This window comes from Microbacterium gawkjiense (genome assembly GCF_031932225.1).
Classification (GTDB): domain Bacteria; phylum Actinomycetota; class Actinomycetes; order Actinomycetales; family Microbacteriaceae; genus Microbacterium; species Microbacterium gawkjiense.
The window spans coordinates 941,510-963,726 of record NZ_JAUZVV010000001.1 but is presented as its reverse complement, the minus strand read 5'-3'; the positions used below and the strand labels follow the sequence as shown (position 1 = coordinate 963,726).

Below are 22,217 nucleotides of genomic sequence, written 5' to 3'. Positions count from 1 at the left end.
GGACGGCCGGAGGAGGGAGGGGCGGATCAGACGGTGGATGCCGCGGCGACGCGCGCGCTGCGGCGGGTGCTGCGTCGGCCGAGGCGCCGGGCGCCCCAGGCGGCGAGGCTCTGCAGCACCATCACGATCGCGAAGATGATGACGATGACCGCGACGATGTGGATCCAGCTGTACTGCTGATAGCCGTAGCGGATCGCGACGTCGCCGAGTCCGCCGCCGGCGACCGTGCCGACCATCGCCGAGAAGTTGATGATCGAGGTCACGGTGGTCGACAGGCCGAGGAGGGCGGCGGGGGCGGCCTCGGGCAGCAGCACCTTGGTCACCAGCTGCCACCGGCTCGCGCCCAGGGACGAGGCGACCTCGAGCAGACCCGGGTCGACCTCTTTGACCGCGATCTCGACCATGCGGGCGAAGAAGGGGATCGCGACGGCCGACAAGGGCACGATGGCCGCGGTCGATCCGATGAAGGTGCCGACAATGGCCCGGGTGACGGGGATCAGGGCGACCATCAGGATGATGAACGGCACCGAGCGGCCGAAGTTGACGATGAAGTCGAGGGTGCGGTTGATCGCGACACCGGCGGCGCGCGATCCGAACGGGCGCTCGAGGAAGCGCCCCGCCTCGGTGCCGACGAGGACGACACCGAGAGGGAGCCCGACGACGATCGTCACGAGCAGGGCGACGCCGACCATGTAGAGCGTCTCGCCGGTCGCCTTGAGGAGGACGTCGATCAGCTGCTGGTTCATGCGGCCACCCCCTGGAGGACCTCGATGAGCAGGCCCTGTGCGCGCAGGTCGGCGATGACGGCTGCTGCGACGTGGCCGGGGACCTCGAGCCGTGTGCGGCCGGCCTGCGTCCCCGCGATGCGCTCGACGACCGCGCCGAGGATCGAGACATCGGCGTCGTGGTCGCGGGCGAGACGTGCGATGACCGGACGATCGGCGGTGCCGCCCGCGAAGGTGATGTCGATGACCGTCGCGTCGGCCGGTACGCCGTCGGGTACGGGGCCGAGGGGGAACAGCTGCGAGGTGAGGCGCGAGCCGGGTGTGCGGATGACGTCGACCAGGCGTCCCTGTTCCACGACGCGGCCCTGTTCGAGCAGGGCGGCCGAGTGGCAGCTGGACTTCACGACGTCCATCTCGTGCGTGATGAGCAGGACGGTGAGCCCGAGCTCCTCGTTGATGCGGCGGTAGAGGTCGAGGATCGACTCGGTCGTCTCGGGGTCGAGGGCGCTCGTCGCCTCGTCCGAGAGGAGCACGCTCGGCCGCGTGGCGAGGGCGCGGGCGATGCCGACGCGTTGCTGCTGACCGCCCGAGAGCTCGTGGATCGACGCGTCGCCGCGGTGGCCGAGGCCGACGAGGTCGAGCATCTCCTGCGCGCGGTCGCGACGGGCGGCGCGGGAGCCGCCGTCGAGCTCGAGGGCGAGCTCGACGTTGCCGCGCACGGTGCGGCTGCTGAGCAGGTTGAACCGCTGGAAGACCATGCCGATCCGGCGGCGGGCCGCACGCAGCTCCGTCTCGCCCAGTGCCGTGAGCTCGACGTCGTCCACGGTCACGGTGCCGTGGTCGGGCCGTTCGAGGAGGTTGACGATGCGGGCGAGGGTGCTCTTGCCGGCGCCGCTCTGACCGACGATGCCGAACACCTCGCCGGTGGGGATGGTCAGCGAGACGTCATCTACGGCGGGGACACCGCCGTAGTGCTTCGAGACCCGATCGAGCGCGATCAACGGCCGTCCTCTCGGATGGTGGGGGTGGGGGAACGACGGCGCGGTTTCCGCGCGCAGTCCCCTCGATGCAACCCAATCCGTGCCGACGACGACAAATCGTGTGACGCCGCGTTGCGGAGCGGATGCCGCGGCTCGGGCCGCGGACCCGGCCCGATAGGATGGGGTGTAACCGTCCGATAACGGGGGAGAGCCCATGCCAGGCATCGTGATCGTCGGCGTTCAATGGGGAGACGAGGGCAAGGGCAAAGCCACCGACCTCCTGGGTGAGCGCACCGACTGGGTCGTCAAGTTCAACGGCGGCAACAACGCCGGCCACACCGTGGTGATCGGCGACGAGAAGTACGCCCTGCACCTGCTGCCCAGCGGCATCCTGTCGCCGGGCGTCAACGCCGTCATCGGCAACGGTGTCGTCATCGACCTCGAGGTGCTCTTCGCCGAGCTCGGCGCCCTGCAGGCCCGCGGCGTCGACGTCTCGCGGCTGAAGGTGAGCGCCAACGCGCACATCATCACGCAATACCACCGCACGCTCGACAAGGTCACCGAGCGCTTCCTCGGCAAGCGCATGATCGGCACGACCGGTCGCGGCATCGGCCCCACCTACGCCGACAAGATCAACCGCACCGGCATCCGCGTGCAGGACCTGTTCGACGAGAACATCCTGCGCCAGAAGGTCGAGGGCGCCCTCGACCAGAAGAACCACCTGCTGGTGAAGGTCTTCAACCGCCGCGCCATCACCGTCGACGAGGTCGTCGACGACCTGCTCTCGTACGCCGAGCGCGTGCGGCCCATGGTGTGCGACACCGGTCTGCTGCTGAGCGACGCGCTCGATGCCGGCGATGTCGTCGTCTTCGAGGGTGGCCAGGCGACGATGCTCGACATCGACCACGGCACCTACCCGTTCGTCACGTCGTCCTCCGCGACCGCGGGCGGCGCCTCGACCGGATCGGGCGTCGGGCCGAACCGCCTCGACCGCATCGTCGGCATCGTGAAGGCGTATACGACGCGTGTCGGCTCGGGTCCGTTCCCGACCGAGCTGTTCGACGAGGACGGCGACTTCCTGCGCTCGCGCGGGTTCGAGTTCGGCACGACGACCGGCCGGCCGCGCCGCGTCGGCTGGTACGACGCCCCGATCACGCGCTACGCGACGCGGATCAACGGCATCACGGACCTCGTGCTCACCAAGCTCGACATCCTCACGGGCCTGAAGGAGATCCCCGTCTGCGTCGCCTACGACGTCGACGGACAGCGTTTCGACGAGGTGCCGGTCAATCAGACCGACTTCCACCACGCGACGCCGATCCTCGAGAACTTCCCCGGCTGGAGCGAGGACATCTCGACCGCCCGCACCTTCGAGGACCTGCCGCAGACTGCGCAGGACTACGTGCTCGCCCTCGAGAAGATGAGCGGCACGCGCATCTCGGTCATCGGCGTCGGGCCCGCGCGCGACGCGGTCATCGTGCGCCACGACCTGCTCGACTGACCCGTGCGGTTCCTGCTCGGCGGGTACTCCGCCGACATGGGCGGGTCGGCGACGGGCATCGGACTGCTGGATGCCGGGAGCGCCGCATCCCCGTTGGCGAGCGGCCCCCTCGGCTTCGGCGGCGGCGACGTCGTCGCGGCCGAGTCGCCATCGTGGATCGCGCGGCACCCGTCCCTCGACGTCGTCTACGCGACGCTCGAGGGCCGCGGCACCGTCCGCGCCTACCGTCAGACGGGGGAGCGCTCGTTCGCTCCGCTCGGACCCGAGGTGGCCGTGGGCGAGAGCCCCTGCCACGTGCTCGCGCTCGAGGACGCGCTGATCGTCTCCTGCTACGGCGACGGTGCGGTGGTGCGCGTCGCGCTCGCTCCCGACGGGCGGCCCGGGTCCGCCCGCGCGTGGACGGCCGCCGCCGAGGGCGGACCGGCATCCGATCTCACCGCTGCGGCCCGCGCGCTGCGTGCCGCCGCCGGCGCGGAGTACGCCCACCTCATCCCGCACGCCGACGACGAGACGGATGCGGCCAGACCCGCGCCGGGCCGGCCGTCGCACGCGCACCAGGCGGCCGCGCTGCCCGGCGGAGTGATCGCGACGACCGACCTCGGCCTCGATCTCGTGCGCTTCTGGCGCGGCGGCCGCGAGGTGCAGCGCCTCGCCCTGCCGACCGGCACCGGCCCGCGTCACCTGCGGGCGCACCCGAGTGGGCACGTGTACGTCGTGACGGAGTACTCGGGCGAGGTGTTCGCGCTCGCGGCGGATGCCGCCGGCGAATGGCGCCTGGTGGGCGGGGCGCAGCTCGGCGCCTTCCCGGGCGACAGGGGCGCGGAGCTCGCGATGTCCGCCGACGGTGTCTTCCTCTACGCGGGGCTGCGCGGCAGCGACACGATCGCGACCGTCAAGGTGCGCGGCGGCGGCGAGGCCCTGCAGCCGATCGCGCTCGCCGAGGCGGGCACGGTCTGGCCGCGTCACCACGTGGTCGCGCGCGACACGCTGCTCGTCGCGGGCGAGCGGGCCGACGAGGTCGTCTCGCTCGCGATCGAGGATCGCACGGGGGTCCCTGGCCGCGTCCGGCACCGGACAATAGCACCGTCGCCGACGGCGCTCCTAGCCTTCTCGTCCTGACCTCCGTGCCCGGTAACGTGTCGGGGCGGAGGGGAACATGAGCGCGGGCGGGCAGACGGGCGCGAGCCGGACGGCGATCGCGCGACTGGGCGGTTTCACCGCTTTCGTCTGGATCGCGGGCCTGGTCGTGGCGGGCATCGTCGCCCTCGTCTACGCGGACGAGGGCGGCTTCGACGTGGGTGCGGTCGGTGTCGACGAGGACTACGCGAGCGAGCCGTGGACGAGCCCGGACCCGATCGTCGCGGACGACCGCGGCGGCGGGGTGTACGAGGGTTCCGACGGTGCGGTCATCCGTCTCAGCGGTCTCGACGTCGACGCTGCCGTCGTCCTGACGCCCGAGGACTCGACCTACCTCGGCGGTGTGCGGGTCACAGGCCCCGGCGGCCGGATCGTGACCGAGGGTGAGTACGGCGAGCCGCCGCGCTTCTCCTCCCTCGCCGACGGCCGCGTCGTCGTGCTCGTCGAGCAGCCCGACGTCGAGCTGTGGGTCGACGGTTTCAGCGATGAGACGTGGCGCGCGCGGGTGACCACGGGCGGGCTCGGGTGGACGAACGACGTCGCTTCCGGGTTCGAGTCGGCCGTCTTCACCCACGCCGGCGAGGCGTCGACCGCCCGGCTGAGCGCGCGCGGCGAGGGGAGCATCGCGATCCAGATCGTGACGCCCCACGGCAGTGAGAGGACCTTCGACGGCGAGGCGCCCCTCGACCAGTCGATCGCGTGGCCCGACGCGCCGCTCGTCGTCTTCTCGGTCGAATCCTGGGACGACGTGGGCTGGAAGCTCGAGTTCCCGCCGACACCGACACCGACACCGACGCTGTCACCGTCACCGTCACCCGGGGCGACGCCGTGAGTACCGCGGATGCCCGGATCCGGCGCTTCTCGACCATCACCTGGCTGGCCGGGTCGGCCGTCGCGGTCGTGCTCGCCTTCGTCCTCGTGCCCTTCGTCGGGGTCAACCCGCGGACGGGGGACCTCGTCCTCACCGACCCGAACCGCTACGAGTACGAACCGTGGGACGACCCCGACGCGCAGGAGGCGCGGCTCGAGGGCGACGAGCTGAGCGGCACGGCCGCGAGCGGCTTCATCGAGCTGCCGCCGGGCGACGACGTCTGGGTCGTGGGCCCGCTCACGAGCGGCACGGACGACTACCTGAACGTCTACCAGCAGGTCGACGCCGCCGTGGGTCTCGACGACGAACGCCCCGACTACATCGGGCTGGTGAGCGAGAGCCGGAAGATCGCCGTCGTGTCGGCCGCGACGGGCGGCCGGCTCTGGTTCGCGCCGCGCCTCACGGACTGGACCGCGAGCGTGAGTCGAGAGACGCCGACACCCATCGAGGGCGGGTCCGCGACGGGCGACGGTCCGGCGTTGCTGTCGTACGACGGCGACGCGCTGAGTGCCCGCTTCGCCTTCGAGGGGGACGGCTTCTTCACCGTGGATGCCGCCTTCCCGGGCGAGGTCATCGACCTCGTGAAGGGCGTCGACGACGTCGACACCCGCGCATCCTGGCCCGCGCAGGGGCGCGTGATCCTGCGGGTCGACACCGACGAGGGCGCCGGGCGATGGACGATCACGCTGGACGAACCGGCATCCGACACACCATGACCACCGAACGAAAGGGACGGACGTGACCTTCGACGCCACGCTGGACGCCGCCTTCAAGGCGCGATTGCCGCTGCTGTACCTCGAGACCGGCGAAGAGGTCCGCGCGATCGCCGCGATCACCGACGCCGCCCACGCGCAGCGTAACCGCCGCGCGGTGTGGACGTGGACCTCGGCGCTCGGGCTCATCGGCCCCGACGGCAAGAGCGTCTCGAACACGACGAACCCCGCCCGCGCGCTGCAGCACGCCGCCGGCGTGACCGACCCGAGCGTGTTCATCTTCTGCGACCTGCACGCCTACTTCGGCGGCGAGCACCGGCAGGGCGATCCGGCGATCGTGCGCACGGTGCGCGAGACCGCCCTCGAGTTCCGCCACGGCGACGTCTCGCGCACGCTCGTCATCACGGCGCCCGTGCGGGTGATCCCGCCCGAGCTCGACGAGCTGACGCACCTGTTCGACTTCCCCCTGCCGACGGCCGACGAGATCCGCGATCTGCTCGACACGATGATCGACAACAACGCCCGCGAGATCCGCGTCGCCGCCGATGACGCGGCCCGCGAGGCTCTCGTCCAGGCGGCGCTCGGACTCACGATGGCCGAAGCCGAGAACGCCTTCGCGCGCGCGATGGTCAACGACGGACGCCTCAGCGCAGACGACATCGGGGTCGTCCTCGACGAGAAGCGTCAGGTGGTGCGCAAGTCCGGGGTGTTGGAGTTCGTCACCGCGAACATCGACCTCGACGACGTCGGCGGCCTGAACAACCTCAAGCGCTGGCTCGAGCGCCGCAACGGATCATGGTTGCCGAGCGCCCACGAGTACGGCCTGCCGGCTCCGAAGGGCGTGCTCATCACGGGTGTGCCGGGCTGCGGCAAGTCGCTGACGGCGAAGGCGACGGCGGCCTCCTGGGGGCTGCCGCTGCTGCGCCTCGACATCGGACGCATCTTCTCGGGTCTCGTCGGCTCCAGCGAGCAGAACCTCCGCACCGCGATCGCGACCGCCGAGGCGGTGGCGCCCTGCATCCTGTGGGTCGACGAGATCGAGAAGGGCTTCTCGAACACGACGGGGCAGGGCGACTCCGGGACGACGGCCCGCGTGTTCGGGACCTTCCTGACCTGGATGCAGGAGAAGCGGCATCCGGTCTTCGTCGTCGCGACGGCCAACAACATCGACGCCCTGCCGCCGGAGTTCATGCGAAAGGGACGGTTCGACGAGATCTTCTTCGTCGACCTGCCCACGGCCGTCGAGCGCGAGGCGATCTGGTCGCTGCAGCTCGCCGCCCACGCGACGCCCGCGAACGGCCTGCGCGCGGTCGCCGAGGACCGGGGTGCCGTCTCGTCGCTCGTCGCGGCGAGCGAGAACCACTCGGGCGCCGAGATCGAGCAGGCCGTCGTCGCCGCCCTGTACGAGGGGTTCGGCGGCCGCCAGGCGATCACGGCGGACGTCGTGAACCGGGTCGTCGAGACGATGATCCCCCTCGCGGTGACCCAGGCCGAAGAGGTCCAGCGCATCCGCGCCTGGGCCGCGCAGCGCGCCGTCCGCGCGACCGGGGCCGAAGACCTCGACGCGCACGACACCCCCGCGGGCGGGGAGGATGCCGACGGCATCCTGTCGTCGCGTCGCGGCGGCCGGACCGTGGACTACTGAGGAGGACCGGGATGAAGAAGCTCGTCGTGCAGCTGCGGGCCGACGGATCGGTCGCGGCCGAGACGTTCGGTATGACGGGGCCCGAGTGCCTCGACTACATCGAGCAGCTCGAGGCGCTGCTCGACGCCGAGACGGCCTCGTCGCAGTTCACCGAGGACTACACGCGGGTCGCCGCCACGGCCGAGGACGAGCTGCGGCAGGAGGACCGGGGCCGATGACCCTCGTCGAATCGCGCGGTGTCGGCGGGCGGGCGAGCCTGCTCGGCACGACGCCGCCCCCGCCCGGGCAGCCGGAGCTGCGCTGGTCGCGGTTCGTGCCCGCGACGGCGGCGGAGGGTCCGGGTGTGCGGGCGGCGGTCTGGGTGCAGGGCTGCGCCGTGCGGTGCCCCGGCTGCTTCAACCCGCACCTCTGGGCGACACGCGGCGCCCGCCTGGACGAGCCGGCCGAACGGGCCGCGGAGTGGGTGGATGCCGCCGTCGCGGCCGGCGCGGACGGGATCACGCTCCTCGGCGGCGAGCCCTTCGACCAGGCCGACGCGCTCGCCATCGTCGCCGAGGCGTTCCGCGGCGCCGGCCTCGGCGTCATGGCGTTCTCGGGGTACACGTTCGACCGGCTGCAGGAGTGGAGCCGGGACCGCCCGGACATCGCGCGCCTGCTCGCGGCGACAGACCTGCTGTGCGACGGGCCCTACCTCGCCGACCTCCCGGACACGCGGCGGCCGTGGATCGGGTCGCGCAATCAGGCGATCCGCGCCCTCACCCCGCGGTACGCGGCCGAGGTCGAGCGGATCGCGCGCGACGGCGGCGGCGACGCCCTCGAAGTGCGCATCGCCGCCGACGGCACCGTCGCCGTGAACGGGTGGGCGACGGATGCGGCGCTCGCCGCCCTGCTGGACGATCTGGGTGTGCGCGGCGACCGCGCGGCATCCCTCAGGAAGGAACCCTCCCGATGAGCATCTCGTTGATCCTCGTCCCCGCCGCCCTCGCCGCCGCGGCCGCCCTCGGCGGCACCGGTGTGCTCGGGGCGGTCGCGCAGAACCGGGACGCGACGACCGAGCCGGGGGCGCCGCCCGCGGCCGTGCCGATCGCGGTGCAGACGCGGATGAAGGATGCGAACCTGCTCGCGGCGGCCCTCGCCGACCTCGGCGCGACCGGCACGTCGCTGGTCGACGGCGAGCTGACCGCCACGATCGACGGGCTCGAGCTCGTGATGTCCCGCACCGAGGGCGACGTCTGGGGCGCGCACCTGTCGCGCCTCGACGGGCACGAGGTGACCGAGGCGGACGCGGCCGAGCTCATGACGCGACTGGATGCCGCCTACGCGCGGCACGTGCAGCAGGCGGTCGCCGCGCGCATCCGCGCCCGCGCCGATCAGGCCGGGTTCGAGCTCGTCTCCGAGACCCGCGACGAGGACGACACCGTCACGATGGTGCTGAACGTGCGGGAGAACGCGTGAGCAGTCCGACCCGCGAGGCGGTGCCCGGGTGGGGCTGGATGCTGGGGGTCAGCACCTGGCTCGTGCCGGTGTTCTTCGGGCCGGGGTTCGCGTGGATCGGCTTCCTCATCGTCGGTGCCGTCTCGCAGCGCGGCGCCGCGTACGTCGCCGCCCTCGCGAGCGGCGTCCTGGGGTTCACGATCGGCGTCGAGGTCTGGGGCGGGTTCACCGACATCGTCGCCGCGATCGTGCACCTCGCCGGCATCGTGGTCGCACTTGCGCTCAACCCGGCGTGGCTGCGGACTCTGTGGGAGCGTCGCGTCGCCGGGAAGGACAAGAACCGACCCGCCGTGTGGCGGCGCGCGGCGGAGCCTGCCGCGGCGGCATCCGCTCGTCCGTCGCGGAGAAGTCGCCGGGGCTCGAAGCGGGCGTCGAAGCCCGCGCCCGAGCGCGAGACGACCCGTGTGGCGGAGTCCGTCGGGGCGACGTCGGCGGATCTGCTGCAGCCGCGGGAGCCGGTCGAGCCGGTGGATGTGCAGACCGCGTCCGCGGACGAGATCGCCGAGCTGCCCGGGATGAACCGGAGCAAGGCGCGACGGGCCGTGCGGGCGCGGACGAAGCAGGGCGGGTTCGTGTCGGTCGAGCAGTTCGGCGAGGCGGCGGGACTGCAGCCGCATGAGATCGTCCGGCTGCGGTCGGCGGCGACGTGCTCGCCGAGGCCGCGGGGAGAGCGTCGCTTCGGTCGACGCGTAGACCTCTGATCGCCGGAATACAACGTTGCATTCCGGCGGGCGAGGGCGGGAGGATCGGGCAATGGCCGCATCCCCCCTCGAGCCGCTCGACCCGGCATCCCTTCCGCCGCGCGTCGACGTGAGCGACAACTCCGCCGCCCTCGCCGCCGTGCAGGCGGTCATCGACGCCGGCCCGTACGACGCGACGTGGGATTCGTTGCGGGGCTACGAGCCGCCGCTCTGGTACCGCGACGCGAAGTTCGGGATCTTCATCCACTGGGGCATCCCCTCGGTGCCCGCGCAGGGCGAGTGGTACTCGCGGACGATGTACCTCGAGGCCGACCGGGCGTTCGCACATCACCGTGAGACCTACGGCCCGCACCGCGAGTTCGGGTACAAGGACTTCATCCCGTCGTTCACGATGGACCGCTTCGACCCGGCCGAATGGGCGGAGCTGTTCCGCCGCGCGGGTGCGCAGTTCGTCGTGCCCGTCGCCGAGCACCACGACGGCTTCGCGATGTACGACACCGCTCGTTCGCGGTGGAGCGCGGCGCAGATGGGTCCGCGCCGCGACATCTTCGGCGACCTGATGACGGCGGTCGACGACACCTGGATGGTGCGCGGCGCCTCGTCGCACCGGGCCGAGCACTGGTTCTTCATGAACGGCGGGATGCGGTTCGACTCCGACGTCCGCGATGCGCGGTTCTCGGATTTCTACGGTCCTGCGCAGCGCGAGGAGACCGCCCCGAACGAGCTGTTCCTCGAGGACTGGCTGCTGCGGACGGTCGAGATCATCGACCGGTACCGGCCGCAGGTGCTGTGGTTCGACTGGTGGCTCGAGCAGCCCGCGTTCGAGCCGTACATCCGGCAGCTCGCGGCGTACTACTACAACCGCGGTCACGAATGGGGTCGCGGCGTCGTCATCAACTACAAGTGGACCGCGTTCGCCGAGGGGACCGCGGTCTACGACATCGAGCGCGGCGCGATGGGCGGCATCCGTCCCGACGTGTGGCAGAACGACAGCTCGGTCGGCAAGACGTCGTGGGGGTGGATCGAGGACCACGACTACAAGAGTCTCGACGACCTGGTCGGCGAACTCGTCGACGTCGTCGCGAAGAACGGCAACCTGCTGCTGAACATCGGGCCGAAGGCCGATGGGACGATCGCCAGTCCCGAGCGGGCGCTGCTCGAGGGCATCGGCGACTGGCTGACGGTCAACGGCGAGGCGATCTTCGGGTCGCGTCCGTGGCTGATCCCCGGCGAGGGGCCGACCGAGGTGGTCGCCGGATCGATGATCGACGACGGCTTCGCGCCCTACACGTCGGAGGACGTGCGCTTCACGACGCGCACCGACGTCACCGGCGACTACGTCTACGCCATCGTGCTGCGGTGGCCCGAGGGCGGCGTCGCGACGATCCGCTCGTGGGGTCGGGGGAGCGGCCTGCTGGGTCGGCGCATCCGCGAGCTGACGGTGCTCGGCTCCGGTGCGGCCGAGTGGTCGCAGGACGTCGACGCGCTGCGGGTCACCCTGCCCGGGACGCCGACGTCCGAGGTCGGTGCGGTCGTGAAGGTGTGGCTCGAGCCCGAGCACGTCCCGGCGCGCAAGGACTTCCTGCACGGCTGAGCCGCTGCGCCGCCCGCGATACGCTCGACGCCGGAGGAATGATGACCGACCCGAACGCCCAGCTGCAGACCCTGCGATCCAGCATCGACAACATCGATGCGGCCCTCGTCTTCATGCTCGCCGAGCGATTCCGCTGCACGAAGCAGGTCGGCGTCCTCAAGGCGGAGCACGGGATGCCGGCGTCCGATCCCTCCCGTGAGGAGCAGCAGACCGCGCGCCTGCGCCGCCTCGCCCTCGAAGCCGACCTCGACCCCGAGTTCGCCGAGAAGTGGTTCAACTTCGTCGTCGCCGAGGTCATCCGCCACCACACCGAGGCCGCCGAGGAGCGCTGAACCCCAGCTGCGCCGCCGGCGTTCACGGATGCAATGGATCCGGGGCGACACGCCGGGGGAGGAACGGATGCCGCGGCGCGCCGCCCGGCATCCGTTGCATCCCGTGACAGCGCGCGTCAGACCGGCCGCACCCGCAACCAGCGGAACCCGTGCGCCGGCAGCTCGAGCCCGCCCGACAGGTCGACGCCCTCGCCGGTGACGACGTCGGTCGTGTCGGCCCGGAACCCCGAGAGGGTGTCGGCCTCGACGACGACCGCGTCGTCGCCGACGTTCGCGAGCACGAGCACGACGCCCCCGCCGATGCGCTGGAACCCGACGACGGACGGATGCGACGTATGGAACGGGGTCAGCGGGATGTCGGCGAACTCCGGCGTCCGCTGCCGCGTGTGGATCAGCTTGGTCAGTCGGGAGTGGATGCGCCCCGCCACCGTCGACGGATCGTGGCGCGCCGCGAACGCGGCCGAGTCGGCCGCCGGTCGGTGCACCCACCGGCTGTCGCCCGCGTGGGCCGGGTCGTCGCGGTAGCCGTAATCGTTGAGCTGCCCCAGCTCGTCACCGAGGTAGAGCAGGGGGATGCCGCCGGTCGACAGCGCGAGCGCATGCGCGAGGATGACGCGATCCTCGCCGCCGGGGTCGCCCGCCTCGACGCCGGCGAGCGACGCCGTCGTCCCGGTCACCCGGGCGTCGCCGGTCTTCGGGTTCTCCTGGAAGGGCACCCCGCGCGAGAACGTGCCGGGGAAGCGGCCCACGTAGAAGTCGTTGAGGAACCGGCGGTGGGAGTAGCCGTCGATGCCGAGGGCCGCGGCATCCTCGTCGGCGAAGGTCCAGCCGATGTCGTCGTGACTGCGGACGTAGTTGACCCACGCAGTGCCGGCGGGCAGGGCGTGACGCTCGTCGAGCGCCTTCTGCAGGAGGCGTCCGTCGCGGGTCGCAAGAGCCTCCCACCCGAGCGCCATCTGCAGCGGGTTGTACGAGAGCTGGCACTCGTCGGTCGAGATGTAGGTGATGACCTCGTCGGGGTGCACGATCGCCTCGGACTTGAAGAGCACCGACGGGGCCCCCAGCGACAGCACCTGGTTGAAGGCGCGCAGCAGCAGGTGCGCCTCGGGCAGCGATTCGCACGTCGTGCCGAGCCGCTTCCAGATGAAGGCGACGGCATCCATCCGCAGCACCTCGACGCCCTGGTTCGCGAGGAACAGCATCTCGCCCGCCATCGCGCGGAACACCGCGGGGTTCGCATAGTTGAGGTCCCACTGGAAGTGGTAGAACGTCGCCCAGATCCAGCGGCCGTCATCCAGCTGCACGAACGCGCCCGGGTGGTCGTCGGGGAAAATCTCGCGGACGGTCTCCTCGTACCGGTCGGGCATCGTCCGGTCGGGGAAGATCAGGTAGAAGTCCTCGTACCCCGGCTCACCCGCGACCGCCTTCCGCGCCCACTCGTGCTCGTTGCTCGTGTGGTTGAAGATGAAGTCGACGACGAGCGAGATCCCGGCCTCGCGCAGGTCGGCGGCGAGCTCGGCGAGGTCGTCCATCGTGCCGAGCTTCTCGTCGACGGCGCGGTAGCTCGACACCGCGTACCCGCCGTCGTTGTTGCCTTCGGGCGAGGCGAACAGCGGCATGAGGTGCAGATAGGTGAGCCCGAGTTCGCGGAAGTAGGGGATGCGATCCCGGATGCCGCGGAGCGACCCCGCGTACCGGTCGACGTAGCAGACACCGCCCAGCATCCGCTCCGACAGGTACCACTCCGGGTCGGCCGTGCGCCGACGGTCGAGCGCCTTCAGGTCGTCGGGCCGGTCGCGCCAGCTCGCGGCGGCCGACGCGACGACGGCGGCCAGCGCCTCGCGGCCGTCCTCGCGCTCGCCGTAGAGCTGCCGGAACAGGTCGTGCAGCACGGGCAGGGACTCCTGCAGACGGGCGTCGAACGCCGCATCCGGTCCGCCGAGTTCGGCCCTGACCGCAGCCCTCGCGGCCTCGAAGTCGGTCGTCGGATCGGGGCTCAGACGTGCCATGGTGCTCCCAGCGTCGGGTCGGTGTTCCGCATCGTAGCGCGGCCGGGGACCGCGAGTGCGATCCCCGGCCGCGCCGGTCACGAGGGCTCCGTCACGCGATGGCGCGTCGCAGCATCCCGTACGAGAGGGCGGCCAGCAGGGCGCCGACCAGCACCATCCCACCGGTCACCGCGATGGGCGTGAGCGAGCCGAAGAAGGCGAACAGATCACCCCACGCCCGCAGCTGCCCCACGAGCCACATCGCACCGATGAGCACGAAGCCCAGCGAGACGAGCACGACCGTGAGGGCGAGGTTGCCCCACCGCTTGTAGACGGTGGCCGCGCAGAACCCGACGACGAAGAACAGCATCGCGAGCCCGAAGAAGAACAGTCCCGCGACGACGGGGCCCTGCGACCAGACCCACGGCAGGTAGAACATGTAGCCGCCGAGGCCCCAGCCGTCCGTCGCCTGCTCGATGAGCCCGCCCACGATGAAGAGGGCGGCGAGCACGAACGACGTCAGTGCAGCGGTGAGCAGGGTGCCGAGGTAGAACTCGCGCCGAGTGACGCTCATGGCCTGCGAGAACGGGAACGTCAGGGTGAGGGCCTGCACGCCGACGACGCCGAAGTACCACAGCGGTGCCTGCGCGCCGCCGCCGAACATCTGCGCGTCGGCGCCGCTGCTCGAGATGAGCCCGAAGATCGCGAGACTGATGAGGAGCGTGCCGCCGAGGATGATCAACGGCACCCAGATGTAGGTGGCGCGGTTGACGAGCTGCATGCGCACGACGTTGAGGGTGCGGTTCATCGGAGTGCTCCTTCGTCGGTGGTGGCGGCGTTCTGGGTCTGCCGCACGATGAGCTGCTGCAGTGAGACGGGGGTGACGTCGAGACCGGATGCCGCCAGTTCGGCGCGGTCCGCAGCGGTCAGCTCGCCGATCACCGTGGCGCTCGTGACGCGGCCGAGGGTCTCGCGGTGGATCACCTCGCGGCCGGCGACGAACGCCTCGACGGCCGCCGAATCGCCGACGACCGTGGCGGCCCGGCCGCGCACGGACTCGGTGTCCTCGTCCATCACGATCCGGCCGCCGTCGATCACGATGACCTTCTCGAGCAGGTTCGAGACCTCGTCGATCAGGTGGCTCGACAGGATGATGGTGCGCGGGTGCTCCGCGTAGTCCTCGAGCAGCCGGTCGTAGAAGATCTGGCGGGCGACGGCATCCAACCCCAGGTACGGCTCGTCGAAGAAGGTGACCTCGGCGCGGGCCGCGATGCCGATGATGACGCCGACGGCCGAGAGCTGACCGCGGGACAGCTTCTTGATGCGCGTCTTCACGGGCAGCCGGAACTCGCGGATGAGCTTGTCCGCGAGCGCCTGGTCCCAGTGCGGGTAGAACAGCCGCGCGATGCGGAACGCGTGCAGCGGCGTCGCGTCGTCGGGGTACTTCTGGCTCTCCCGCACGAAGCACATGCGGCTGAGCACGGCGGCGTTCTCGTAGGGCGACTCGCCGAACACGCGGACCTCGCCCGCGGTCGGGAAGTTCTGCGCCGTGAGGATCGACATGACGGTGGTCTTGCCGGCGCCGTTGCGGCCGAGGAGCCCGTAGATCGAGTCGCGTTCGATGGTGAACGAGATGTCGTCCACGGCGGTGGTGTCGCGGTAACGCTTGGTGAGGTTCTTCACCTCGATGACGGCGGTCATCGTGCGGTTCCTTTCGTTCCGGAGGCGGTGGCGCGCTCCGTCAGCAGGCGCGCGAGGTCGTCGGGGCCGAGGCCGAGCTTGCGGGCTTCGGCGATCAGCGGGTCGAGGTAGCGGTCGGCGAAGGCCGAGCGTCGCTCGGTGAGCAGGAGTTCGCGCGCACCGTCGGCGACGAACATGCCGATGCCGCGTCGCTTGACCAGCACACCCTTGTCCGTGAGCATCGTGATCCCCTTCGCCGCGGTGGCCGGGTTGATGCGATGGAAGGCGGCGAGCTCGTTCGTCGACGGGGCCTGGTCCTGTTCGGACAGGCTGCCGTCGATGATCGAGTCCTCGATGCTCTCCGCGATCTGCAGGAAGAGCGGGCGTCCTTCATCGACCATTCCGACTCCGCGTTGTTCGTTGGTTAGTTACATGAGTAGGTAACCATTGAACCCGAGGAGTGTCAAGAGGGTCGTGCGGCCGGAATCAGACGGAGCGGACCGCCTGCCCGAGGCGGCGGACGATCTGCTCGAGGATCGGCCTCGGCGTCGCGAAGATCAGGCGGGTGAAGCCCGTGCCGGCCACGCCGCACATCGACCCCTCGGTGAGGGTGACGCCGGCCTCGCGGGTGAAGAAGTCCGCGGGGCGGTCGCCGAGCCCGACGGCGCGGAAGTCGATCCAGCCGACGTACGTCCCCTCGGGCTTCGGCATCCAGGCGCCGGGGATCTCCTCGGCGAGCAGGTCGAGGAGGGTGTCGCGGTTCTGTTCGAGGTAGGGCACGAGGTCGGCGAGCCACGGGTCGCCCTCGCGGTAGGCCGTCGCGTTCGCGATGGCGCCGAGGTTGCTGGTGCCGTGACCGGCGAAGGGGCCCAGCTTCTCCCATGTCTCGCGGTCGGCGTCGCTCGTGAGCACGAGCTGCGCGCACTTGAGCCCCGGCAGGTTCCACGCCTTCGACGCACTCATCGCCGTGATCGTGTGCTGCGCCGCGGCGGGGGAGACCGTCGCATAGGGGGTGTGGGTGGCGCCGCCGTAGACGAGGGGCGCCCAGATCTCGTCCGAGAACACGCGGCCGCCATTGCGCTCGACGACCTCTGAGATCGCGACGAGCTCGTCCCGCGAGAACACGCGCCCCACCGGGTTGTAAGGGTTGCAGAGCAGAAGGAGGCCACCGCCGTCGTCGAAGGCGCGCTGCAGCGCGTCGAGGTCGAACTCGTACCGACCGTCGCGGACGGCGAGCGGCACCTCGATGACCTCCCGCCCGCGCATCGGCGGCACGAAGAGGAACGGCATATACGACGGCGTCGGCACGATGATCTTCGACCCGGCGGCGGAGCAGTGCTCCATCGCGAGCTCGAGACCCATGATGACGTCGGGGATCGGCTGCACGTCGGATGCCGCCACCTGCCACCCGTACCGACGCGCGACGAATTCGGCGGTCGCCGCCGAGAGATCCGCCGAGATCCCCCGCGGCATGTACCCGAACGATCCGGCATCCACCGCGCGGTGCAGGGCGGCCGTGATCGTCGGGTCGATCCCGAAGTCCATCTCGGCGACGAACGCGCCGAGCGTCCCGTCATCCGCCGACCACTTGGTGGCCCCCGTCGAGCGCAACTGCTCGATCGTCGTGCCGTCGATCCGTCGTGCGAACTCGCTCATGGCGCTCCTCTTCTCGGGCTCTCCTGATTCTGGCGGATCCCCGACGCCGTGTCGTCGCCCCGGCGCGCGCGTGATACCGACCGTCGGCGATTCATGCAACCCGATGGATCGATTTGATCCCGGTCAACGATCTTCGTTAGCGTCGAGGTGGGCCCTGTGCCCTCGACGACCAGTCCGCGGCCGCTCGAACCGACATCCCGTGGTGTCGGCGACGGGCGGGCGTATGGTCGGCGGTCTGGACGACGAGCCCGATGTTCGTCGTCGGAGCGCTGCACTCGAGTGACGTTTTCGCTCGTGCGGATGCCGGTGATCGCCACCCGGGCGCTACCTATGCGGACGCGTGCGCGCCCGCCGAGGGAAGCACGTGACAACTGCCGCTGTCGAAGCGAAGAACCTGTTCAAAGTCTTCGGACGCAATCCCGCCCAGGCCGTCAAGCGCCTGCAGGCGGGAGAGCGCCGGGACGCCGTCCGCGATGCGGGTACCGCCGCCGTGATCGACGCGAGCTTCCGCGTCGAGAAGGGCGAGATCTTCGTGATCATGGGCCTGTCGGGGTCGGGCAAGTCCACCATCATCCGCATGCTCAACGGCCTGCACGACGCGACCGGCGGGGAGGTCCTGGTCCACGGCGAGCCGATCACCGGCATCCCGGCCGCGAAGCTGCGCGGCATCCGTCGCGAGCGCATCGCAATGGTGTTCCAGCACTTCGCCCTGCTGCCGCACCGCACCGTCGCCGCCAACGTCGCCTACCCGCTCGAGCTGCAGGGCGTCGGCAAGGCCGAGCGCCTCGCGAAGGCCGAGGAGATCCTCGCTCTCGTCGGCCTCGAGGGCTGGGGCGACAAGCTGCCGTCGGCGCTGTCGGGCGGCATGCAGCAGCGCGTCGGCATCGCCCGCGCGCTCGCCGCCGACACCGACATCCTGCTGATGGATGAGGCGTTCAGCGCGCTCGACCCGCTGATCCGCCGCGAGATGCAGGAGCAGCTGCTCGAACTGCAGCAGACCCTGCAGAAGACGATCATCTTCATCACGCACGACCTGAACGAGGCGATGTTCCTCGGTGACCGGATCGCGGTCATGCGCGACGGGCGCATCGTGCAGATCGGCACCCCCGAGGACATCCTCACCGACCCCGCCAACGACTACGTCGAGCAGTTCGTGCAGGACGTCGACCGTGCGCGCGTGCTCACGGCGGCGAACGTCATGGAGCGTCCCGGCTCGGTCTCGGTGACCGTGGCCGCCGGTCCCCGCACGGCGCTGCGCACCATGCGCGACGCGCGCATGGCGGCCGTCTACGTGACCGACCGCAGCCGCAAGCTCCTCGGCATGATCACCGACCGCGACGCGCTCAAGCTCGTCCGCCGCGGCGAGACGACCATCTCGTCGCTGCTGCGCCCCGTGCCGCAGGCCGTCGGCCGCGACGACGTCCTCATGGACCTGTTCGTCCCCGCCGCCGAGTCGCCGCTGCCGCTGGCGGTGACGGATGCCGAGGGTCGCCTCGTCGGCGTCATCCCGCGCATCACGCTGCTCACCGCCCTCGGCCCCTCGACGACCGAGACCACCGAGATCCCCGTCATCCTCGACCCGGTCCCGGGCTCGGTCATCGACGAGGCCCTCGCCGACGAAGACCTGGCCGTCGAGAAGGAGGAGGTGCGCTGATGGGCGGGTTCCGCATCCCCCTCGGCGAGTGGGCCGAGGCCGGCGTCGCCTGGATCCGCGACACCCTCGGGTGGCTGCTGTCGGGCGTCTCGGCGATCGTCGGCTGGTTCGTCGACACGCTCGCGAACGGACTGCTGTCGCTCCCGATCGTGGTCGTGATCGCTCTGTTCGCGGCGCTCGCCTGGCTGCTGCGCTCATGGCGCTTCGCCCTGGTCACCGTGATCGGCTTCGTCATCATCCTGGGTGTCGGCCAGTGGGTGACCTCGATGCAGACGCTCGCGCTCGTCCTCGTCGCCGCGATCATCGCCGTCGTCATCGCGGTGCCCCTCGGCATCGCGGCTGCGCGCAACGACACCTTCAGTGCGGTGCTCCGCCCCGTGCTCGACCTCATGCAGAGCATGCCGGCGTTCGTCTACCTGATCCCGGCGATCGTGTTCTTCAGCATCGGCGTCGTGCCGGGTGTCGTCGCGACGGTCATCTTCGCGCTGCCTCCGGGTGTGCGCCTCACCGAGCTCGGGATCCGCGGCGTCGACAGCGAGACGGTCGAGGCGGGCCACGCCTTCGGCGCGACGCCGGGGCAGATCCTCCGCGGCGTGCAGCTGCCGCTTGCGATGCCGAGCATCATGGCGGGCGTCAACCAGCTGATCATGCTGGCGCTGTCGATGGCGGTCATCGCCGGGATCGCCGGCGCCGACGGACTCGGCAAGGAGATCGTCCAGGCCATGTCGACCGTCGACATCGCGAAGGGCGTCGAGGCCGGCCTCAGCGTCGTGATCCTCGCCGTCTACCTCGACCGCCTCACCGGCGCGCTCGGCGACCTGAAGAGCCAGCGCGGCTCACTGCTCGGCGCCCTCGCCCGCCGTCGCGCCCCGAAGGACGCGCGCGTCGCGACCCCCGCCCCGGCCCAGGAGCCCGTCGCCGTTTGACCCCACCCCGACCTGCACGATACGGAACCAGTAATCACATACGGAAGGCACTCATGAACAAGCGACACCTGACCGGCATCCTCGCGATCGGAGCCGCGGCATCCCTCACCCTCGCCGGCTGCGCGACCGGCAACGACGTCGCCGGCGGCACCAGCGCCGGAGGCTCGAACAGCGGCGAGGAGAGCCTCGGCACGATCACCCTCGGCTTCCTGCCCTCGTGGACCGACGGCCTCAGCACGGCGTACCTGCTCGAGGACCAGCTCGAGAAGATCGGCTACACGGTCGAGATGCAGGAGCTCACCGAGGCGGGTCCCCTCTACGCGGGTCTCGCGCAGGGCGACGTCGACATCTACCCGTCGGCCTGGCCCGAGCTGACCCACAAGTCCTACATGGACCAGTACGGCGACAAGATCGAGGACCTCGGCGAGTACTACGGCGGCGCGAAGCTGACGATCGCCGTCCCCGAGTACGTTGACATCGACTCGATCGAGGACCTCGAGGCGAACGCCGACCGCTTCGGTGGCAAGATCTACGGCATCGAGCCCGGTGCCGGTCTGACGAAGCAGACGCAGGAGTCGATGATCCCCGCGTACGGTCTCGACGACAGCTACCAGCTCGTGACCTCGTCGACCGCGGCGATGCTCACCGAGCTCGACAGTGCCGAGGCGGCACAGCGCGACATCGTCGTGACGTCGTGGCGGCCGTTCTGGGCCAACGACCGGTACGGCCTGAAGGACCTCGAGGACCCGAAGGGTGCAATGGGAGAGGCCGAGGCGCTGCACTTCCTCGGCACGGACGGCTTCGCCGAGGAGTACCCCGAGGCGGCGGAGCTCATCAAGGGCATCACCCTCGACGACGAGCAGTACGCCTCGCTCGAGGACATGGTTGTGAACGAGTACGGCGAGGGCAAGGAGGCCGAGGCGATCGACGCGTGGCTCGAGGAGAACCCCGACGCCTACGACACGATCGTCACCGACTGACCGTCGGCGACGTCAGGGGGATCCGGCTGCGGCCGGGTCCCCTTCGTCGTTCGGACGCTGCGTCAGCGGCTGGGCGACCTTCTTCTCCAGCACCTCGACCGCCTCGTCCGACAGGGCGATGAGCCCGTCGATCTCCTCGCGCACGCGCTGGTAGGCGAGGTGGCGCTCGGCGGGGGTGGCGGCCTCGTCGGTCGCGACGGCGAGCATGCGCGATGCCGTCGCGAGGCGCTTGCGCTCGGCGTCGGTCAATCCGGAGTCGCGCACCCGACGGGCCTCGCGCTCGGCGAGGTCGAAGGCGACCTCGAAGTCGGTGACGGCCTTGCGGTACTCGCGCACCTGGTCGGCGGACGGCTTCGACCCGTCGGCCGGTCGCGCGCGGTCGGCGACCTTCTTGGCGCGCAGGAACCCGGCGGTGAGCGGGTCGCGGCCGTCGCTCATCGACGGGAAGGCGATGAGCTTGGCGACGTCGAGCTCGTAGTCCAGCCAGCGATGCGTGACCTCGTCGTGCACGGCGCGCAGGTCGTCGAGCTGATCGGCGAGGGACTGCGACGGCGCCTCGACCTCGGCTGCGGAGGCCGAGCCGATGCCGCGCTTGGCGGCGGCACGGGCGGCGGTGAGCTCGGCTTTCGCCTTCATGATCTCCAGGCGCTGCTTGTGCCGACGCTTCGAGGCGGACGCCCACGAGCCGCTGGCGGCCGAGGCGAGTCCGAAGAGCGGGAACACGAGCCACCAGTAGTTGCCGGCGAAGGCCCAGAATCCGTCCACCCGCTACACCTTACGTGCGGGGACGATCGTCACGACCGCCGCGGCGCGACCGGTAGGCGTCGAGAGCGGATGCCGCGCCCTCCGCCGCGCGCGTGATGCCGTCGACCGAGCGGGCGATCGCCTCACCGGCGATGACCGTCCACACGGGCGCCGCGGGTCCGTCCGCCGGGGCGTCGTCGGGGCGGTGCCCGGCGCGGCGCCACGCCTCCTGCTCGGCGGCGGCGAAGGCACGGCCCACCTCGTCGACGGCGGACCGGTAGGCGGTGAACTGCTCGGGGGTGAGCTTCGCGGTGGGGGATGCCGGGCGCAGCTCACGGGCGGCGCCCTCGAGGCGCAGGAACTCGGCCGTCGCGGGGACCCGCACGTCGCTCATCGCGGGGAAGGCGAGGCGGCGGGCGGCATCCGTCTCGTACTCCATCCAGCGCGCGGCGATCGCGTCGTGGGCGGCCATGAGGCGCGCGAGCGGGAGGTGCTTCGGGTCGGTGCCGCGGGCGGGGACGGCGGCGCGCTCGGCGCCCACGCGGGCGCGGGCGACACGGATCGTCGCGGTCGCCGCGGCCTTCGCGCGCTGGGCGGTTTCGAGCGCGCGGCGCGCGGCCCGGACGTCCTCGGGGCGGGCGCGGCCGGCGGCACGCTCGGCTTCGGCGCGGACGAGCTCGGCCTGCGCGACGCGCGCTGCGGCACGCGCACCGACCGCCTCGGAGCGCGCCTGCTGCAGTTCGCGCTGCGCGGCGGTCAGGCCGAGCCGTCGCGCGCGCGTGGTCCGGCCGCGTCGCACGCCGAGGACGCTGACCGCGCCGGCGCCGACCGCGGCGGGTGCGACCCACCAGAACTCCGCCACCGCGGCTCCGATAGCGACGACCCAGAGCTGCATG

The 22,217-nt window shown here is 71.1% G+C and carries 23 protein-coding genes; 14 read left to right on the top strand and 9 right to left on the bottom strand.

All coding sequences use genetic code 11. The features are described from left to right. Positions 1 to 26: 26 nt before the first annotated feature. Both Q9S71_RS04645 and Q9S71_RS04640 read right to left on the bottom strand, forming a co-directional pair. Complete coding sequence (locus Q9S71_RS04645; protein WP_311860839.1) at positions 27 to 746, bottom strand: methionine ABC transporter permease; 720 nt, start codon at positions 744 to 746, stop codon at positions 27 to 29. Continuing rightward, positions 743 to 1,726, bottom strand: a complete 984-nt coding sequence (locus Q9S71_RS04640; protein ID WP_311860837.1) for a methionine ABC transporter ATP-binding protein — start codon at positions 1,724 to 1,726, stop codon at positions 743 to 745. The genes Q9S71_RS04645 and Q9S71_RS04640 overlap by 4 nt, the downstream gene beginning before the upstream one ends. A 193-nt stretch (positions 1,727 to 1,919) precedes the next feature. On the opposite strand from Q9S71_RS04640, the gene Q9S71_RS04635 reads away from it, so the two are divergent. From Q9S71_RS04635 to Q9S71_RS04585, 11 genes are read left to right on the top strand one after another with little or no spacing between them, the layout of a single operon-like run. Next, entirely contained in the window at positions 1,920 to 3,206 is a 1,287-nt protein-coding gene (locus Q9S71_RS04635) for an adenylosuccinate synthase (RefSeq protein WP_064002858.1), read from the top strand. Positions 3,207 to 3,209: 3 nt separating this feature from the next. Beyond that, positions 3,210 to 4,325: a lactonase family protein gene (locus Q9S71_RS04630; RefSeq protein ID WP_311860834.1), complete on the top strand. Its 1,116-nt coding sequence runs from the start codon at positions 3,210 to 3,212 to the stop codon at positions 4,323 to 4,325. A gap of 37 nt (positions 4,326 to 4,362) precedes the next feature. Beyond that, positions 4,363 to 5,175 carry a hypothetical protein gene (locus Q9S71_RS04625; protein WP_311860832.1) on the top strand — a complete coding sequence of 271 codons (813 nt, stop codon included), beginning with the start codon at positions 4,363 to 4,365 and terminating at the stop codon, positions 5,173 to 5,175. Continuing rightward, positions 5,172 to 5,930, top strand: coding sequence for a hypothetical protein (locus Q9S71_RS04620; protein ID WP_311860829.1), 759 nt, complete (start codon positions 5,172 to 5,174; stop codon positions 5,928 to 5,930). The genes Q9S71_RS04625 and Q9S71_RS04620 overlap by 4 nt, the downstream gene beginning before the upstream one ends. A 22-nt stretch (positions 5,931 to 5,952) precedes the next feature. Next, positions 5,953 to 7,572: an AAA family ATPase gene (locus tag Q9S71_RS04615; RefSeq protein WP_311860827.1), complete on the top strand. Its 1,620-nt coding sequence runs from the start codon at positions 5,953 to 5,955 to the stop codon at positions 7,570 to 7,572. Between the two features lie 11 nt (positions 7,573 to 7,583). Beyond that, the gene (locus tag Q9S71_RS04610) at positions 7,584 to 7,790 is read left to right on the top strand and encodes a DUF2997 domain-containing protein (RefSeq protein ID WP_064002863.1); all 207 of its coding nucleotides are present in this window, start codon (positions 7,584 to 7,586) and stop codon (positions 7,788 to 7,790) included. Beyond that, entirely contained in the window at positions 7,787 to 8,524 is a 738-nt protein-coding gene (locus Q9S71_RS04605) for a 4Fe-4S single cluster domain-containing protein (protein WP_311860825.1), read from the top strand. Before Q9S71_RS04610 ends, Q9S71_RS04605 begins: the two co-directional genes overlap by 4 nt. After that, entirely contained in the window at positions 8,521 to 9,027 is a 507-nt protein-coding gene (locus Q9S71_RS04600; RefSeq protein ID WP_311860823.1) for a hypothetical protein, read from the top strand. Before Q9S71_RS04605 ends, Q9S71_RS04600 begins: the two co-directional genes overlap by 4 nt. After that, complete coding sequence (locus tag Q9S71_RS04595; RefSeq protein WP_311860821.1) at positions 9,024 to 9,767, top strand: ComEA family DNA-binding protein; 744 nt, start codon at positions 9,024 to 9,026, stop codon at positions 9,765 to 9,767. The genes Q9S71_RS04600 and Q9S71_RS04595 overlap by 4 nt, the downstream gene beginning before the upstream one ends. A 52-nt stretch (positions 9,768 to 9,819) precedes the next feature. Beyond that, on the top strand, positions 9,820 to 11,361 hold the full coding sequence (locus Q9S71_RS04590; RefSeq protein ID WP_311860819.1) for an alpha-L-fucosidase: 1,542 nt from the start codon (positions 9,820 to 9,822) through the stop codon (positions 11,359 to 11,361). Between the two features lie 41 nt (positions 11,362 to 11,402). Further along, positions 11,403 to 11,693 (top strand): chorismate mutase, encoded by a 291-nt coding sequence (locus Q9S71_RS04585; RefSeq protein WP_064002868.1) that lies wholly within the window; start codon positions 11,403 to 11,405, stop codon positions 11,691 to 11,693. A 116-nt stretch (positions 11,694 to 11,809) separates the two neighbouring features. On the opposite strand, the gene Q9S71_RS04580 is transcribed toward Q9S71_RS04585, so the two are convergent. The 5 genes from Q9S71_RS04580 to Q9S71_RS04560 all read right to left on the bottom strand — a co-directional run bounded on the left by Q9S71_RS04580 (position 11,810) and on the right by Q9S71_RS04560 (position 17,017). Further along, a complete protein-coding gene (locus Q9S71_RS04580) occupies positions 11,810 to 13,702 on the bottom strand; it encodes an amylosucrase (protein ID WP_311860817.1) in 1,893 nt (630 codons plus the stop codon). Positions 13,703 to 13,793: 91 nt separating this feature from the next. Continuing rightward, positions 13,794 to 14,489, bottom strand: coding sequence for a hypothetical protein (locus tag Q9S71_RS04575; RefSeq protein ID WP_311860815.1), 696 nt, complete (start codon positions 14,487 to 14,489; stop codon positions 13,794 to 13,796). Beyond that, positions 14,486 to 15,382, bottom strand: a complete 897-nt coding sequence (locus tag Q9S71_RS04570) for an ABC transporter ATP-binding protein (protein WP_064002871.1) — start codon at positions 15,380 to 15,382, stop codon at positions 14,486 to 14,488. Before Q9S71_RS04570 ends, Q9S71_RS04575 begins: the two co-directional genes overlap by 4 nt. Further along, positions 15,379 to 15,762 carry a GntR family transcriptional regulator gene (locus Q9S71_RS04565; protein ID WP_311860812.1) on the bottom strand — a complete coding sequence of 128 codons (384 nt, stop codon included), beginning with the start codon at positions 15,760 to 15,762 and terminating at the stop codon, positions 15,379 to 15,381. The genes Q9S71_RS04570 and Q9S71_RS04565 overlap by 4 nt, the downstream gene beginning before the upstream one ends. 85 nt (positions 15,763 to 15,847) lie before the next feature. Beyond that, positions 15,848 to 17,017: a MalY/PatB family protein gene (locus Q9S71_RS04560; RefSeq protein WP_311860810.1), complete on the bottom strand. Its 1,170-nt coding sequence runs from the start codon at positions 17,015 to 17,017 to the stop codon at positions 15,848 to 15,850. A 364-nt stretch (positions 17,018 to 17,381) separates the two neighbouring features. On the opposite strand from Q9S71_RS04560, the gene Q9S71_RS04555 reads away from it, so the two are divergent. The 3 genes from Q9S71_RS04555 to Q9S71_RS04545 are packed head-to-tail and all read left to right on the top strand — an operon-like array spanning position 17,382 to position 20,577. Next, positions 17,382 to 18,671 carry a quaternary amine ABC transporter ATP-binding protein gene (locus Q9S71_RS04555; RefSeq protein WP_311860808.1) on the top strand — a complete coding sequence of 430 codons (1,290 nt, stop codon included), beginning with the start codon at positions 17,382 to 17,384 and terminating at the stop codon, positions 18,669 to 18,671. Next, positions 18,671 to 19,597 carry an ABC transporter permease gene (locus Q9S71_RS04550; RefSeq protein ID WP_311860807.1) on the top strand — a complete coding sequence of 309 codons (927 nt, stop codon included), beginning with the start codon at positions 18,671 to 18,673 and terminating at the stop codon, positions 19,595 to 19,597. The genes Q9S71_RS04555 and Q9S71_RS04550 overlap by 1 nt, the downstream gene beginning before the upstream one ends. Positions 19,598 to 19,650: 53 nt before the next feature. Beyond that, complete coding sequence (locus Q9S71_RS04545; RefSeq protein ID WP_311860806.1) at positions 19,651 to 20,577, top strand: glycine betaine ABC transporter substrate-binding protein; 927 nt, start codon at positions 19,651 to 19,653, stop codon at positions 20,575 to 20,577. Between the two features lie 12 nt (positions 20,578 to 20,589). Here Q9S71_RS04545 and Q9S71_RS04540 read toward each other — a convergent pair whose 3' ends face one another. Together Q9S71_RS04540 and Q9S71_RS04535 are read right to left on the bottom strand one after the other, a co-directional pair. Beyond that, complete coding sequence (locus Q9S71_RS04540) at positions 20,590 to 21,342, bottom strand: hypothetical protein (RefSeq protein WP_311860804.1); 753 nt, start codon at positions 21,340 to 21,342, stop codon at positions 20,590 to 20,592. A gap of 10 nt (positions 21,343 to 21,352) precedes the next feature. Continuing rightward, positions 21,353 to 22,216, bottom strand: coding sequence for a hypothetical protein (locus tag Q9S71_RS04535; RefSeq protein ID WP_311860803.1), 864 nt, complete (start codon positions 22,214 to 22,216; stop codon positions 21,353 to 21,355). Between the last annotated feature and the right edge of the window lies 1 nt (position 22,217).